A 14,344-nucleotide genomic window follows, 5' to 3' on the forward strand; every position below is an offset into this window, starting at 1 on the left:
CTCCGATACTTACAATGTTTGTTAATAGGAAGTTTAATAAAAAAGTAATAGAAAGGTAAAGAATCGTCATTGCGAGCAGGCATTGTTGCTTGGGCCGGCTTTATTGTCATTGCGAGTGGCTGTAGCCTGCATGACAATCTCAGGATTTTGGCATGAGATTGCTTCATCAAAATTTTCAATTTTTCCTCACAATGACGTTTTTAAGCCATAACGAGAATAGTTTATGCTAAAAGAAGAAGACAAAATTTTTACTAACCTGCATGGGCAGCAAAGCCATGATTTGAAATCTAGCAAGAAGCGAGGCGATTGGGAGAATACTAAAGCTTTGCTTGATAAAGGTAGAGATTTCATCGTTGAAGAGGTTAAGAAATCAGGGCTTAGAGGGCGAGGAGGTGCTGGATTTTCTACCGGTATGAAATGGTCATTTATGCCTAAAAATTAGGATTGCATCTTTTGAATAATGTAGCTCTACATGAATAGCTTTAATGATTTGATGGATTTTACCAAGAATAGTAGAAGAGTTTATTCCATATCTTAAACGTGCTACTTGCATTGTTATAGTAGAGCCGCCTATTTTACGATTATTCTGTAAATAAGTAGAATAAAAAGTTTTGGCTAAAGAAACAGGGTTAACGCCAAAATGCGCATAAAAATGCTTGTCTTCATATAATAGTACTGTTTCTATAAAACTTGCCGGTATTTCACGTATAGGAGTGAATATCCTATATTTATCGTCTTTAGAAAGCGAAATACGCATTAACTCGCCGTTTCGGTCAAATACTCTTTGTGAGAAACTTACATCTTTAAGTAAAGGTACAGGAGGAATAGCAAAATATAATATTATAATGCCGCTGATTGTAATAAAAAGTAATTTGGTTTTGAGAGACAAAGTAATATACCTTATAGTTTAATGTCATTCCCGTGTAAGCAAGAAAGCGCGGTTGCGTGGCACGATTTTTGCGTCATTGCGAGGAAAAATTGCAAGTTTCGACTAAGCAATATTGGAACAATTTCTGAGATTGCCACGCTCACTAACGTTCGCTTGCAATGACGACTTGGGTATTCATGCGGGAATGACATCATGTTATATAACAATCATTATAAAGCATTTTAAAAATAATGAAAATTTTAATAATATAGTTTGCATGTATAGAAGTAATATCGTATAATATTCTACGAGATTTTAATAAATTAACTAAACGTTAACAACATTTCCTATAAATACTAAAATATCATATAAAATCCACGTTACTATCCTATTTTATAACTCATCAATATAAATTTTTGACATAATATTTTTTATGTATCATTATCTTTAATAACAAAAAAGTATTAATATTTTAAGTAATAAGATTTATTAAAGAGGAATTAGAGATTATGGCAAAAATATTAAATCTATAAATTCTAAACTTACAAAATTATTCTTACTTAACTGTGCTAATGCTGCAATCCTTACCGCTGTGACCGGGGAAGCAAGAGCAGATATAGAAATCTATGATATATTGAACCATACTGCTGACTACCAAATATTAACTCCTGCTCAAAAGCTTAATGTTATAAAAGGAATTCAGGACCGTACAGATTTTGGTGACCTTGTTGACCATCTTATGCCGGGGGAAAGCAGATTATTCAATAACGCAATAATAGCAGTCACTAGACTTCAAGCAGTTGCTCCTGTACTTAACGGTGCTAGAGAAAGAAGAGAAGTATGTGCAGCCGGTGTTGAAGTTGTTGATTTAACAGGTAATACAGCAGTAGAAACAGGACGTAACGAGCAAGAGATGGCTCCAGAAAATAGACTTCAAGTATTGGAAATCCTTGCTAAAGCTGAAGGGGCAAATACTGTCAGTATTAACGATAAAATTAAAAAGGCTATACATTTTATAACATAGAAAATTTAAATACACCTTTGGAGCAGTTAAAATATATAGCTATGACAGGCGGTGTAGATGCGAATGACGATTTAAAAGTTGTAAATAATTTGTACGAAGCATCGATATTAATGCTAAATACTCTGAATCAGGAAATAGCCCTTTTAAATAAGTTTAAAAGCGTAGCTACTCCGGAAGCAAAACATAAATTATTAGATCAATTTAAAAACTATGTTAATCAAAACTTAGTTGAGCTTGAGTCTAAACAATCTAGTATTCCCATAAGACAATCTGTAATGAAGTTAGCTGATCCTGCAATAGTAGTTAATTATTGAGAGCAGATGGCTAAATTAAAAGAAGCATATATTGGATAACGGTAAAATTAAGATAGTGAATGAAAACGATAAGGTAGTTGATGAGTAAGGTCTAAAAAGTTATAACAAGATTTTAAAAGATGCCGGTTTAATAACTAAAGATTTGGATGGTAAGAAAATGCAGGCATTGATAAATAATTTCGATGCTTTAACAATGAGTGATCTGGCACTTGTCCTAAAAAAGACTGTAGGTGAAATAAGAATAGATAATGAGGGTCTAGTAGGTCTTGTGTAATATAGCACCTCAAGCAATGGCAGGAGTAGTACCGCCTCCTCTGCCTCTACCGGGTGGAGTAGCAGCTCCTCCTCCGGCAGGTGTAGGTATAAGACTTGCAATAGCTAGGGATATAGCAAATCTAGATGCCATAGGTAATGATGAACTAAAATTAGCAGGTTATAAATCTAAAGGCAAAAGAAGATGTTGCATTAAGAGGAAGAATAGCTGCACCGGCACCGGTTGTAGGCAGAGCAGTCGCAGAAGTTCTTGTAGCTCCGAATACTTTAGACAGAATATTTCATAATGAGATGTATTTAGCTAAAAATAATGGAAATCCCGGAAAGCTAGAAGTAAGAATATTAGATTAGGTGCAGAAACAGATTTAGGGATTACTATCAAAACACTTTTAACTTTAGAAGAAAGGAAAAGTTCACTTGAGTCTTTAGCATCATTTTCAGAAGCAAAGCCTGATAAAGCACAATTAATGATAAAAACTGAGAATTATTTGGAATAGACTAAAAGATGATGATGTAATAAAGCAAATTTCAAGGCAAGCTTTAACTTTAAATAATAAAATAGCCAACAAGGAATTTTTTAAAGAGCTATTTAATGAAGAAGAACATAATGCAATAGACCGTTAAACTATACTTTTGATAAATTACCGCTGGACTTACAAAATCATATTACGGCAAGAAGTACTGAAATAAAAATAAAAGATGAACTACAAGATAAGAAAACAATTATATCAAGAATAGATTATATTGCTAAAAATGAAAATGTTTTAGAAGCAAATTCTTTAAATAATGAAATAGAGATAAAATTTTTCGATGTACTAGATCTAGCTCCTAATAAAGGAGAAGTACGCGATAATATAGCCCTTACTCCTAAAGCACACGAAGTAAATACTCAAATAAATAATTGGATTAATAACAATATTGTTAATTTAACAGTGGAAAGTAATATAGATAGAGGCTAACATTTTTATAAAATCAAGCTGTACCGGCAACATTATCAAGAATTTATGAAACGGCAGTTGATACTAACGCTAGATTACTAAGAAAAGTTTTAGCCGATAATGCAGCTGGTTTATCTAAAGCTTCTAAAACCATTACAGAGAAAAATATAACAGATGCCGTACAAAATAATTTTAATGCAAAAATGAAAGCTTTAATACCTAATACTAAAGATTTCTTAAAAGAGGCAATTGTAAAATTTCTTAATATAAATAAGTGATGAGAAAATAGAAGTGGTATTAAAAGGAGTAAAGCTGCTAATACCCCTGTTATTGCACCAGTAATAGTGGTAGCAGGTGGGGACCCTGCCACTACCTACGAGGATAGGATATAATGGGCTTGGTATGGACGGTTTAGTCAGAAAGAGGAACAGTCTAAAGCCTATCGTAAATCTTTTTCCTAAAAAAAATGCTGTGGTTGCAGTGGCAGTAGCTTATATTGCTCCTACTTCTAAAATAGGGGAAAAAATACGAAACCGTTGTGCAAGCTATAGCAGCTTCAATTGACACGGATTTAAAAAGAGAGTGAGCAATAAAGACTCAAGGAAAGGAAAAACTAAAAGCATTAATTGTAGAAGAAGTTTTTGAGAAATATACAACTAAAAATGCAGATGCACTTGATGGTAATATAAATCAATTAGCTTAAACTATAAAAGAAGGAACCAATATTGAGTTCATAGGTCCTAAAAGAGAAGTAGCAAGTGGTATAGATCAGGAAACAAGAAATTTATGTATTAGAATGAATCAAGATGCAGGATTAATGCAGCAACTTAAAGCGTTCTAGGTTAGCAGTAATTATAGAAACGGCAGCTGTAAATGAAGAAGAAGTTGCTACAAGACATCCTGAGTCAGCAGCAGCACAAGTAGTAGCAAATGGAGACATAAGCTATGGTGGAGTAGTTGTAGTAGCTTCTGCTGTTGCTTTTGTGGTTCCTGTTGCACCGTTGGTTTTACCGGCAGATCCTGAAGAGAATGTAGGAGAGGTAATAGTTGTTCCTGCAGTTGCAGCTCCATTAGCACCGGTACCAGTAGTTTATTAATATGGAAGATGTAGGGGTAGTTCTGCCTCCGGTGGAAGAAGCTCCACATACTGTAGAGAGGATTGTTCCTGTAGAGGGCAATATTGAAGGTTTTGATGATAAAGATGATGATTTTAACATTGAAGAAGATTATGAAAATGATGATTATAATATAATACAGGAGCGAACAAAAGTAGAAGTATCTAGTAGTACAAATAAATCAGAATCTAAGGATTCTGAAGTTAGCCTTGAAAACTCGAAGCAAGAGGAAGCTAGACAAGAAGAGGAGGCAAAAGTAGTTGCTTCTATAAAGGAAGCTGCAGAAGCAAGCATTGCTGAAGCTGTAAGAGTTGAAGCTGCTGAGAAGTTGTAGAAATGCAAAATGCAGTAAAATAAGACGAAGAAATGATTGGAGCAATATATAATTTGATTCATGATAATCACTCAAATGAGCTGTAATATTATATCGCATAGAATGTTCTCTAGTGCTGTGGTTGCTGCGGGTGATGAAGATGAAAAAGTGTTAGATAAAAGCCTTTGGATTGCAGGTACTTACGGTACTAATACGCAAAAAGGTTTTGCCGGTTATAAAGGTCATGCTGTGGGTGGTACTATAGGTTTTGATATTGGTTCTGATAACTACAAAGATTTAGTCGGTATTGCTTATACTAAATTGGATTCAAAGTTTAAATCTAACGGTAGCAGGGCAAATACTAATATCGATAACCATATCGTAACTTTATACGGACAAAAAGAATTACCGAAAAACTTTATGATACAAGCTATGTTTGCTTACTATCTAATATAGTAAAGAGTAAATCAACCGTTTAGGTACTATTGCAACCGGTAAATATAAGGATAATAATTATAACTTTGAAACTTTATTAAGTTATAATCATCTTATGAATGGTGCTATTACTCCTACTCCAAATCTTGGTATAAGATACGGCCACTCTAAAGACAATACATATCAAGAAAGTGATGTTATAGGTATTCAGTATTTGAGTATTGGTTCTAAAAGTAGCATTTATAGAGCGGTATTTTAGGCGGTAAGGTAGCTCTTTAGCACCGCAGAAAATAGCTGAAGGTTTCAGTGTTATGCCTGCACTTCAAGCATCTGTAGAACATTACTTAATGATAATAGTAACTTAATGCTAAAGTAAAATGGAAAGATAGAGAAGTTAATGAAAATATCGCATTACCGAAGCAACCTAAAGTCGCTTATAATATCGGTGCTAGCGTTTTAACTGAAAAAGATAATGTAAGCGTATTACTTGAATATCACTGTCATTTACAAAAGAAATATCAAAGCTATCAAGGATTTGTGAAGTTGAAAGTGAAATTATAACAGCCAAAATCGTCATTGCAAGAAAAAACTGTAAGTTTTGACGAAGGAATCCAGTAAAAAATGCTAATTTATAGCATTTTTTTTATTTTTTGTGGATTACCATGCAGCCTATGGCTGCAACGATTATGGACCCACGCTAGCAATGCACTCCCAAGAGCCGTAAATAATACTTATTACTCGTCTCTTACTACTAACACTGATATATCTGAATGACGGACGATTTTAGAAGCATTAGGTCCAAGCATATAATCTTTTAATTGTAGTCTGACTGCAGAGATTATGATTAAATCAGCTTTAATTTCATTAGAGTGCTTAATTATTTCATCATAAACGGCACCGCTACCTATATAATAATCTGTTTCAATTTCATTGGGAATATATTGTTTGATAAGCTCTTTAATTTGAGCTTTATACTTTTCTTTTTTCTCTGTTCTCCAATGTTTAGGTAAATAATCTTCAAACATTTTCGTACCGAATTCAGGAATTACATACATAAAATGTAATTTTGCTTGAAAGTTCGTCGCAAGCATTAAAGCCTTAGAAAGAATACCTTTTATAGATTTTTTATCATTTAAATCTATAGGTATCAGTATATTTTTAAATATAGTATTTTCAGACATAAGATATTGTTAGTTTTTGTTTCTTACTGAATCATGTTTTGGTAGGACAAAATTTTTAGTATCGGCGAAATAGTTAATGTCCAGGTTATTTAATAAGTAGTTAGAAAGTTTAAAATTTGCTACGTTTCGATGAAAAGCTCCGATAAATTTATCTAAAATATCACGATTTGCCTCATCTCTAGTTACTAGGATTGCCGATACTTTTACTGTAGTGTGATTATCGGTAATCCCTGGATATAAGCCCTTATGAAGTATGGCTTTATGAAAAGCTCTATTTTGTTTTATTAATTCCGTTATTTTATCATTGTCAATAGAAATGAAATCAATTTCACACTTATTAGCTATTAAATTTACTAAGGGGTTAGAATGTCCAACCATCATTATTATAGCATCTATTTCCTTATTACAAAATTGATCACTAGAATCTTCATAATTAATGTGTAGCTCTTCAGGTTCCTTAGCAAATTTATATAAAGAACGTACGACATCATAAGTAATATGACTACTGGAAAATGCTGGACCGTTAGTTATTTTTTTCCCGTCAATATCAGTAAAACCTTTTATTTTATCCTCATCTTTTACAATAACCGTAAAAAACTCATCATGTAGATTAAGCACCTGACGTAAATTTTGCATTTTTTCTTGATCGTGATAATAACCTATGCCCTCATATGCTTCTACTGCAATATTAGCTTGCACTAGGGCTAAATCAATTTTGCCTTGTTGTAATAATTTTAAATTTTCTAGACTACCGTTTGTTGCAACAACTTCGCATTTAATATGTTCATTATTTTTATCGTCATTTGTAATAGTCTTGCATAAATCAAGTCCAATAGCATAATATCCTTTTAAAATAGAGCCGGTACCGATTTTAATGACTTTTGGAGCAGCATAAATATTACTGCAAATAAGAAATATGCTAATAATAGTCGCTAGCTTAAAATTGTTCATAAAGCTAATTTGAATTATTTGTGGTATTTTGGTCTTCTTTATGTTCACCAAGTTTTAGTTCTAATAAATTAATAGCACCGATATTTATTCCTTTGTCTGAAAACTCAATATCAAACTTAGCTTTTTCTATATTGTTGTAAGCTGAATTTGAATCATTTTGCTCCGTATTTAATTGCACGTCGGAAGCTTTATTAATTGCTTTAGCAATAATTGTTTTAATTATTTTCTTAGAAAAAATAATATTATTCGGTAATAATTTATCAACTATGGAATTATAATTTTCCAGCTCAAAATATAGTTTTCCTTTCGGTAATTTATTGGCAAAGAGTTGTAAATCACCGTTTAAATTAATTTTAGAATCATTATCACAAGTAAAAATAAATCTCTCTATATTAAAATTTTGTAAAATAGCTGAATCTTCTCCGTCTTCAGCAAATTTTAAAGAAGCAGCAATATCTAAATTAGCATTTTTAAAATTCAAAATATCTTTTTCTGAATAATAATGCATGTTTAAAAATAAGGATATATTTTCCTCACTTGCTAAATTCTGTTTTCTTATAAGAAGTGCTAAATCATTAATTTTAAAGATTTCTTGATTATCTTTAAATATCAATAATGCTTTATTATTTAACTGAATTGATTTTAATATTTCTTTTAAATTATCATCTTTTGATATTTTATATAAAGGTTTATTAAATTTTCCTATACCTTTTATGTCATCATCGCTGCGTACATCATAGGTAAATGTTTTGTCGCCGTAATTATCGACTTCTCTAATAAAAGGACCGAAATTAAGAGCGGCTCTTTTAGTACTAAAAGCTATATTTAGGACAATATTTTTGCATGTAAATTCTTTAGAATTTACATGATTAATTAATTTTACTTTAGGATCCGTTACGGTAATTTTCCAATTAAAAGGATAGCCTGAAAACTTAACTACATTATAAGATATTTTAAGATTATCGGATTCAGAATTCTTCATTAAACTTACAACGTTATTTTTTATAGTATATGCAGTTGCAAACCATATTATAGTAAAGGCTAAAAACACAAAAAGAAGTATTTTACGTATCACTTTTTTAATCCATTATAATTTTATATTACGAGTAGCAGCAGGAAGGCGTACTTTTATGCCATCTAATTCTTCGGTTAAAATAATTTGACATCCTAATCTAGAAGTATCGGTAAGACCAAAGGCTAAGTCAAGCATATCTTCCTCTGCTTCCGTAGGTTTTTTTAATTTGTTGTAAAATTCTTCTTCTAAAATAACGTGACAAGTAGCACAAGCAAGCGATCCTTCACAAGCTCCCTCAAGGTCTAGACCGTTACTATGGGCAATTTCTAAAATAGAAAGCCCTATCGGTGCTTCTACTGTTTTTTCTTCTCCATCATTTATAATAAATGTTACTTTTATTTTTCCTGACATTCTTCTTATTTTTTATTATCTAAATTAGTTCGATTATATATAATATTTTATATATAACTGAGGCTATTTAATTTTGTTGATATTTTTGCCTTTTAGCAAATCATTAATTATTATATTATACTTTGTATCCATAGATTTTTTTATTTTGGATTTAAACTCTTTAATAGAATTATTAATTAGGATCCAATCTCTAGCGTGTACGGCTTCTTTTATATTATCTAATAAAGAATTAATTATAGATATCTCACTTTCCGATAATAAAGTTGTTAATTCCGCTATAGCACGTTCTATGCTAAAGATTAAAGCCTCTGCTTCAATTACTGCTTCTTGTAATAATCTTGTAGTATAATCTATTTTAGCATTTTTATACGCGTTTTCTAACATAGTATCAATCTCCGTTTTATCAATACCGTGATTTGGCTTTACTTCTATAGCATGTGATGTATTGCTAATTTTCTCATAAGCAGAAACGGATAATATACCGTCTGCGTCAATAGAAAAAGTAACTTCGGCTCTAATATATCCTGCTTTCATAGGAGGAAGTCCCTTTAGCTCAAATCGGGCTAAACTGCGACAATCGGCAGCCATTTCACGTTCACCTTGTAATATATGAAATTGTATACCGGTTTGATTATCGACATAAGTCGTAAATTCTTTTACGACCGAAATAGGAATTGGAGTATTATGCATGATGATTTTTTCAACTATACCGCCATATAATTCCATACCCAGCGATAAAGGTGCTACATCAATCAATAATGAATTTGTGTGGGGTGCTATTAAATTTTCTGCTTGTAATGCAGCCCCCCATACAACTGCTTTATCAGGATCAATATCTGATAGAATATCTATTTTAAATGCTTTATATAATTCGTCTTTTATTAAAGGAGTGCGGGTTGCACCCCCTACTAAAATAACTCCGTCTATATTTGGATTTCCTGCTTGTTCTAAACACTCTTGAGCTATATTGATAGTACGTTCTACTAAGGGCAAAATTAATTGCTCTAATGTTTGCTTATTAATTGATACATTATCATTATTAAAACTATCTTTATATGTTAAAGTTTCTTTTGCTTTTTTTGCAAGTTGTAAAGTATCTATAGAATTAGGTAAATCAAATTTATTGCAAAGATATTGTGTAATTACTACATCTATATCGTTGCCACCAAGCATATTATCGCCATTTGTTGCTATAACTTGAAAAATACCTTCTTGTATATTAAGAATAGATACGTCAAAAGTGCCGCCGCCTAGGTCATATACTAAATAACAGCCTTTTTGATTTTTGTTTAAGCCGTAAGCATAGGCAGCTGCAGTAGGTTCGGCAATTAGCCTTAATACTTCAAAACCTGCTATTTTAGCCGCAAGCATTACTTCACCTCTTGCTGCATCGTTAAAATGTGCAGGTACTGTTATTACTGCTTTAGTTAGATTAGTCTTTAATTGTTCTTCTGCTTGATTTTTTAGGTAAATAAAAATTTCTGCTGCAATTTCAGGGACTTTCAGTTGTTTATTTGCAAAATTTAGCTTAAGCTCACTACTATTTACATCTAGATAATCTTTAACTAACGAAAAAAGTGCCGGAGTATTTAGAATTTCTTTTAATGTTTTACCGAAGAGTCTTTTAATAGAACGCAGTCCTTTATTATTACCTATAGTAAAATTGTTACTTGTAAAATCTATAGTAGTTGGGATTAATTCTTTATCATCTATAGATTTAATAACTTTAACTTTTCTATTAGCTGCAATAGCTATTAATGAGTTAGTAGTGCCAAAATCGATACCGACTGCTATTTGCTGTTCTGGCTTAAAATCAGCTTGCTCTGGTTCCCTAATTTCTATTATTTGCATGATTTTATTTTTTCTTGCAGTTTATGCAGCAATGTCCCAATATATTTAAGCTTGCTAGTTTTTATAGTTGCGTCTGATAGATTTTGTTCTTCAAAAGCTTGTTTTAAAGAATCAATTTCAAGCTTTTTCATTAATTCATATTTGTCTTTTATTTTTTCTAAATCACTAAATAAGATAGTATTTTCGATTATTTCCATTTCATCCCAGAATATGCTTAATTCTAGCGGCGAAAGTAAACTACGTGTTTTTTCGTCATTCAAATTTATATTTTGCAAAAGCAGCATATATTCAGCACGCTTTAAGGCATCTTTAAGAGTAGAGTAAGCGTTATTTAATTCAGCCGCAGTAATTAGATTTTGTTCCTTTTCCTGCAAAGTTTTTGCTTTATCGGGATGATATTTTACCTGCATAGCAAAATATTGCTTTTCTAATATCTTTAAATTAATATTATACTCTTGCGGAAGTCCTAATAATTGAAAATAATTTTGCACTTTTCCTTTTTTGTAATTCTAAACTGCTCTATCATATATCAAAAATTAAAAAAATACAATTATGGAAGTAGATCTATTACATTTTGAAAAAAAATATCATAACTGTATTGTAGCAGGTATAGATGAAGCAGGTAGAGGACCGCTTGCAGGTCCGGTAGTAGCAAGTGCCGTTATAGTAGATAACGCCAATATTATAACGGGCATTAAAGATTCTAAAAAGCTTTCCAAAAAGAAAAGAGAATTACTATATGAACAAATCACTAGTAATTATGTTTGGGCAACTGCTATTATTTCTCATACTGAAATTGATGATATTAATATATTAGAGGCAACTAAAAAAGCTTGTTCTATTGCTGTAGCAAATCTTAGCCTTGAGCCAGAAATAGTGTTAGTTGACGGTAATATGCAGTTTAAGGATGAAAGATTTGTCAGTATAATTAACGGTGATAATTTATCATTATCGATTGCTGCGGCTTCTATTATTGCAAAAGTTACTAGGGATCGTTTGATGCTAGACTTAAGTGCTGAATTTCCCCAATATTTATGGCACAAAAATTCCGGCTACGGCACCAAAGAACATATCGAAGCTATTAATATACAGGGCTTATCACCGTATCATCGTAGGAGTTTTAGGTGTTGTTAATGGTATTGCCCGTGTGGACACTGAATCATCATTGCGAGCAGCCATAGGCTGCGTGGCAATCTCATGAAATAATAACAAACTCCTGAGATTGTCAAAACTGACAGGTTTGCCTCGCAATGACGATGACGATTTTGGTATCCACAACGCACACCATTAACTCAACTCGAGTGCCGCTTCTTCTAGAGTTTTTAGCTGATCACGAAGTTTTACTGCTTGTTCAAATTCAAGATTACTTGCAGCTTTAAGCATTTCTTTCTTTAATTTATCAATATGGGTTTTTAGCTTAGCAGGATTATCAAATAAAGTATGAGCTTGTTTTTTATCAAGCTTACTATCGATTTTCTCAAATTCTGCTAAAGCGTGAATAACACGGTTGATGGTTTTTGGAATTATGCTGTGTTTTTCATTATATTCCTGCTGAATTTGCCTTCTACGCAACGTTTCACTAACAGCTTTATCGATAGATTTAGTCATTTTATCGGCATAAAGTATAACTCTACCCGCGCTATTTCTTGCAGCTCTTCCTATTGTTTGTATTAACGATACTTCCGACCGCAAAAATCCCTCTTTGTCTGCATCAAGTATAGCAACTAAGGCGCATTCAGGGATGTCAAGCCCCTCCCTTAATAGATTAATACCGACTAAAACATCAATAGTACCTTGTCTTAAATCTCGTAAAATCTCTATACGTTCGAGAGTATGAACGTTAGAATGTAAATAAGAAGTTTTATATTTTAGCTCCTGCAAATAGGCAGTTAAATCTTCTGCCATTTTTTTAGTTAAGGTGGTGACTAGAACACGAAAACCTTGAGCGATAGTGGTTTGAATTTCACTAATTAAATCCTCAACTTGGTTAGTAGCGGGTTTGATAATACATTCAGGATCAAGCAGCCCAGTAGGTCTAATAATCAATTCTACAACCGTGCCACTGGTTTCTTCTAACTCGAACGGTCCTGGAGTTGCAGATACAAACACAGTTTGTGGTCTAAATTTGTCCCATTCTTCAAATTTTAAAGGTCTGTTATCAAGTGCAGAGGGTAGACGAAACCCATGCTCTACCAAAACTTTTTTCCTTGCTCGATCGCCGTTATACATCGCTCTAATTTGCGGTACGGATACATGGCTTTCATCAACAAATAATAATGCATCTTCTGGTAGGTATTCGAATAATGTAGGAGGCGGCTCACCGGCATTACGTCCTGTGAAAAAGCGAGAGTAGTTTTCAACGCCTTTACAGTTGCCGGTTTCCGTTAACATTTCAAGATCATATTGAGTACGTTGATTTAGCCTTTGAGTTTCAAGTGGTTTGTCTTGTGACTTTAAAAACTCTAAGCGTTTTTGTAATTCTTCTTCAATACCTGATATGGCATTATTGACCGTTTCTTGAGGCATCACAAAATGTGAATTACCACAAACCATAGCTTTATCGAGCTGAGCAAGTTTGGCACCTGTTAGGGGATCAAATTCATGGATATATTCGAGTTCATTACCGAAAAACGATAAACGCCAAGCTTTATCGCTGTAATGTGAGGGGAAAATATCGATGTTGTCGCCTTTAACTCTAAAACAGCCACGCTCAAATCCGATATCGTTACGCTTATATTGTAGATTTATCAAATCGTTTAGTAGTTGATCACGAAGGTAGCTTTGACCAGGCTCTAGATTAACCACCATTTGGTAATATAAATCGGGAGAGCCAAGGCCGTAAATACAGGAAACGGAAGAAACTACTATAACGTCACGACGCTCTAATAGCGATCTTGTAGCGGCATGACGCATTAAATCAATTTGTTCGTTAATTGATAAGTCTTTTTCTATAAAAGTATCGGTGCGTGCTATATAAGCTTCGGGCTGGTAATAATCATAATATGAGACAAAGTATTCAACGGCATTCTTTGGAAAAAGCGATTTCATCTCTGAATAGATTTGGGCAGCTAAAGTTTTATTATGAGCCATAATAAGAGTAGGACGATTAGTTCTCTCTATAATATTTGCCATAGTAAAGGTTTTGCCTGATCCCGTAATACCAAGCAACATTTGTGAGCGTTTTTTGCTACTTAACCCTGCTATAATTTCATCTATTGCTTTTGGTTGATCGCCTGCCGGTTTATATTCTGAGATAATAGAAAAATTATTCATGCATTTTTACTTGCTTTAAAAACTATAGTTTAAGATAATATATTAAAATCTAATAAAAAAATATAACATTATGAATAAAGCTATATTACACACAATTATTGTTTATACTCTCGCTAGTTGTCCTTATTGTATAAAAGCTAAAGCATTGCTTGATGAGAAAAATGTTGCTTATGAGGAAATTGAAGTAAGTAATTTTACTCAGGAAGAGAAAGAAAAATTTATTAAGAAATCCGGTGGAAAAAAGACCGTCCCGCAGATATTTATAGATAATATGCATGTTGGTGGTTGTGATGCTCTGTTTGATCTTGAAAAAGAGGGAAGGCTAGATAAGCTGTTAGAAAATCAGCCAAAGACGACTTCACCTGCTGCCGGAGCGTAATTA

At 32.7% G+C, this 14,344-nt stretch carries 17 protein-coding genes and 2 pseudogenes; 9 read left to right on the plus strand and 10 right to left on the minus strand.

Annotated elements, in window-relative coordinates:
• Positions 1 to 223: 223 nt before the first annotated feature.
• A pseudogene (locus BG75_RS01820) lies at positions 224 to 439 on the plus strand (NADH-quinone oxidoreductase subunit F); the annotation flags it as partial.
• Here BG75_RS01820 and BG75_RS01825 read toward each other — a convergent pair.
• Positions 440 to 889: pseudogene (locus tag BG75_RS01825) on the minus strand (transglycosylase domain-containing protein); the annotation flags it as partial.
• A gap of 571 nt (positions 890 to 1,460) precedes the next feature.
• Here BG75_RS01825 and BG75_RS01830 point away from each other — a divergent pair.
• The 3 genes from BG75_RS01830 to BG75_RS01845 all read left to right on the plus strand — a co-directional run bounded on the left by BG75_RS01830 (position 1,461) and on the right by BG75_RS01845 (position 2,766).
• Positions 1,461 to 1,892 carry a hypothetical protein gene (locus BG75_RS01830; protein WP_062811238.1) on the plus strand — a complete coding sequence of 144 codons (432 nt, stop codon included), beginning with the start codon at positions 1,461 to 1,463 and terminating at the stop codon, positions 1,890 to 1,892.
• Positions 1,893 to 1,909: 17 nt separating this feature from the next.
• Complete coding sequence (locus BG75_RS01835; protein ID WP_252903578.1) at positions 1,910 to 2,206, plus strand: hypothetical protein; 297 nt, start codon at positions 1,910 to 1,912, stop codon at positions 2,204 to 2,206.
• A 290-nt stretch (positions 2,207 to 2,496) separates the two neighbouring features.
• Entirely contained in the window at positions 2,497 to 2,766 is a 270-nt protein-coding gene (locus BG75_RS01845; protein ID WP_062811856.1) for a hypothetical protein, read from the plus strand.
• Positions 2,767 to 3,481: 715 nt separating this feature from the next.
• On the opposite strand, the gene BG75_RS01850 is transcribed toward BG75_RS01845, so the two are convergent.
• Both BG75_RS01850 and BG75_RS10320 read right to left on the minus strand, forming a co-directional pair.
• Positions 3,482 to 3,787, minus strand: a complete 306-nt coding sequence (locus tag BG75_RS01850) for a hypothetical protein (RefSeq protein ID WP_062811239.1) — start codon at positions 3,785 to 3,787, stop codon at positions 3,482 to 3,484.
• A 444-nt stretch (positions 3,788 to 4,231) separates the two neighbouring features.
• Positions 4,232 to 4,357, minus strand: coding sequence for a hypothetical protein (locus BG75_RS10320; protein WP_305140705.1), 126 nt, complete (start codon positions 4,355 to 4,357; stop codon positions 4,232 to 4,234).
• Between the two features lie 158 nt (positions 4,358 to 4,515).
• Between BG75_RS10320 and BG75_RS09465 the strand changes: the two genes are divergently transcribed.
• The 3 genes from BG75_RS09465 to BG75_RS09475 all read left to right on the plus strand — a co-directional run bounded on the left by BG75_RS09465 (position 4,516) and on the right by BG75_RS09475 (position 5,539).
• The gene (locus tag BG75_RS09465; RefSeq protein WP_252903579.1) at positions 4,516 to 4,866 is read left to right on the plus strand and encodes a hypothetical protein; all 351 of its coding nucleotides are present in this window, start codon (positions 4,516 to 4,518) and stop codon (positions 4,864 to 4,866) included.
• Positions 4,867 to 4,941: 75 nt separating this feature from the next.
• Complete coding sequence (locus BG75_RS09470) at positions 4,942 to 5,301, plus strand: autotransporter outer membrane beta-barrel domain-containing protein (RefSeq protein ID WP_252903580.1); 360 nt, start codon at positions 4,942 to 4,944, stop codon at positions 5,299 to 5,301.
• Between the two features lie 94 nt (positions 5,302 to 5,395).
• On the plus strand, positions 5,396 to 5,539 hold the full coding sequence (locus BG75_RS09475) for a hypothetical protein (protein WP_368072209.1): 144 nt from the start codon (positions 5,396 to 5,398) through the stop codon (positions 5,537 to 5,539).
• A gap of 475 nt (positions 5,540 to 6,014) precedes the next feature.
• Here the strand turns inward: BG75_RS09475 and BG75_RS01865 are convergent, their stop codons facing one another.
• From BG75_RS01865 to hscB, 6 genes are all read right to left on the minus strand, one after another.
• The gene (locus BG75_RS01865; protein ID WP_014364467.1) at positions 6,015 to 6,461 is read right to left on the minus strand and encodes a universal stress protein; all 447 of its coding nucleotides are present in this window, start codon (positions 6,459 to 6,461) and stop codon (positions 6,015 to 6,017) included.
• A 9-nt stretch (positions 6,462 to 6,470) separates the two neighbouring features.
• The gene (locus BG75_RS01870) at positions 6,471 to 7,412 is read right to left on the minus strand and encodes a TAXI family TRAP transporter solute-binding subunit (protein WP_062811240.1); all 942 of its coding nucleotides are present in this window, start codon (positions 7,410 to 7,412) and stop codon (positions 6,471 to 6,473) included.
• A gap of 4 nt (positions 7,413 to 7,416) precedes the next feature.
• Positions 7,417 to 8,487, minus strand: a complete 1,071-nt coding sequence (locus tag BG75_RS01875) for a hypothetical protein (protein ID WP_062811241.1) — start codon at positions 8,485 to 8,487, stop codon at positions 7,417 to 7,419.
• A gap of 12 nt (positions 8,488 to 8,499) precedes the next feature.
• Positions 8,500 to 8,838, minus strand: coding sequence for a ferredoxin family 2Fe-2S iron-sulfur cluster binding protein (locus BG75_RS01880; RefSeq protein WP_062811242.1), 339 nt, complete (start codon positions 8,836 to 8,838; stop codon positions 8,500 to 8,502).
• A gap of 63 nt (positions 8,839 to 8,901) precedes the next feature.
• Entirely contained in the window at positions 8,902 to 10,689 is a 1,788-nt protein-coding gene (gene hscA, locus BG75_RS01885) for a Fe-S protein assembly chaperone HscA (RefSeq protein WP_062811243.1), read from the minus strand.
• Complete coding sequence (hscB, locus tag BG75_RS01890) at positions 10,680 to 11,180, minus strand: Fe-S protein assembly co-chaperone HscB (RefSeq protein WP_004996487.1); 501 nt, start codon at positions 11,178 to 11,180, stop codon at positions 10,680 to 10,682. The genes hscA and hscB overlap by 10 nt, the downstream gene beginning before the upstream one ends.
• Positions 11,181 to 11,241: 61 nt before the next feature.
• On the opposite strand from hscB, the gene BG75_RS01895 reads away from it, so the two are divergent.
• Entirely contained in the window at positions 11,242 to 11,823 is a 582-nt protein-coding gene (locus BG75_RS01895; RefSeq protein ID WP_062811244.1) for a ribonuclease HII, read from the plus strand.
• Positions 11,824 to 11,976: 153 nt separating this feature from the next.
• Here the strand turns inward: BG75_RS01895 and uvrB are convergent, their stop codons facing one another.
• Positions 11,977 to 13,962: an excinuclease ABC subunit UvrB gene (gene uvrB / locus BG75_RS01900; protein ID WP_062811245.1), complete on the minus strand. Its 1,986-nt coding sequence runs from the start codon at positions 13,960 to 13,962 to the stop codon at positions 11,977 to 11,979.
• A 70-nt stretch (positions 13,963 to 14,032) separates the two neighbouring features.
• On the opposite strand from uvrB, the gene grxC reads away from it, so the two are divergent.
• Positions 14,033 to 14,341, plus strand: coding sequence for a glutaredoxin 3 (gene grxC, locus BG75_RS01905; protein WP_010976927.1), 309 nt, complete (start codon positions 14,033 to 14,035; stop codon positions 14,339 to 14,341).
• Positions 14,342 to 14,344 lie beyond the last annotated feature (3 nt).

The organism is Rickettsia endosymbiont of Proechinophthirus fluctus, from assembly GCF_001602635.1.
GTDB classification, from domain to species: domain Bacteria; phylum Pseudomonadota; class Alphaproteobacteria; order Rickettsiales; family Rickettsiaceae; genus Rickettsia; species Rickettsia rickettsii.

Excerpts from the sequence above, each read along its gene's own strand:
- BG75_RS01845 (WP_062811856.1), top strand. The coding sequence starts at position 2,497 with ATGGCAGGAGTAGTACCGCCTCCTCTGCCTCTACCGGGTGGAGTAGCA.
- BG75_RS01865 (WP_014364467.1), bottom strand. The coding sequence starts at position 6,461 with ATGTCTGAAAATACTATATTTAAAAATATACTGATACCTATAGATTTA.
- BG75_RS10320 (WP_305140705.1), bottom strand. The coding sequence starts at position 4,357 with ATGTCTCCATTTGCTACTACTTGTGCTGCTGCTGACTCAGGATGTCTT.
- BG75_RS01870 (WP_062811240.1), bottom strand. The coding sequence starts at position 7,412 with ATGAACAATTTTAAGCTAGCGACTATTATTAGCATATTTCTTATTTGC.
- BG75_RS01880 (WP_062811242.1), bottom strand. The coding sequence starts at position 8,838 with ATGTCAGGAAAAATAAAAGTAACATTTATTATAAATGATGGAGAAGAA.
- uvrB (WP_062811245.1), bottom strand. The coding sequence starts at position 13,962 with ATGAATAATTTTTCTATTATCTCAGAATATAAACCGGCAGGCGATCAA.
- BG75_RS09470 (WP_252903580.1), top strand. The coding sequence starts at position 4,942 with ATGAGCTGTAATATTATATCGCATAGAATGTTCTCTAGTGCTGTGGTT.
- hscA (WP_062811243.1), bottom strand. The coding sequence starts at position 10,689 with ATGCAAATAATAGAAATTAGGGAACCAGAGCAAGCTGATTTTAAGCCA.
- BG75_RS01895 (WP_062811244.1), top strand. The coding sequence starts at position 11,242 with ATGGAAGTAGATCTATTACATTTTGAAAAAAAATATCATAACTGTATT.
- BG75_RS09465 (WP_252903579.1), top strand. The coding sequence starts at position 4,516 with ATGGAAGATGTAGGGGTAGTTCTGCCTCCGGTGGAAGAAGCTCCACAT.
- BG75_RS09475 (WP_368072209.1), top strand. The coding sequence starts at position 5,396 with ATGAATGGTGCTATTACTCCTACTCCAAATCTTGGTATAAGATACGGC.
- grxC (WP_010976927.1), top strand. The coding sequence starts at position 14,033 with ATGAATAAAGCTATATTACACACAATTATTGTTTATACTCTCGCTAGT.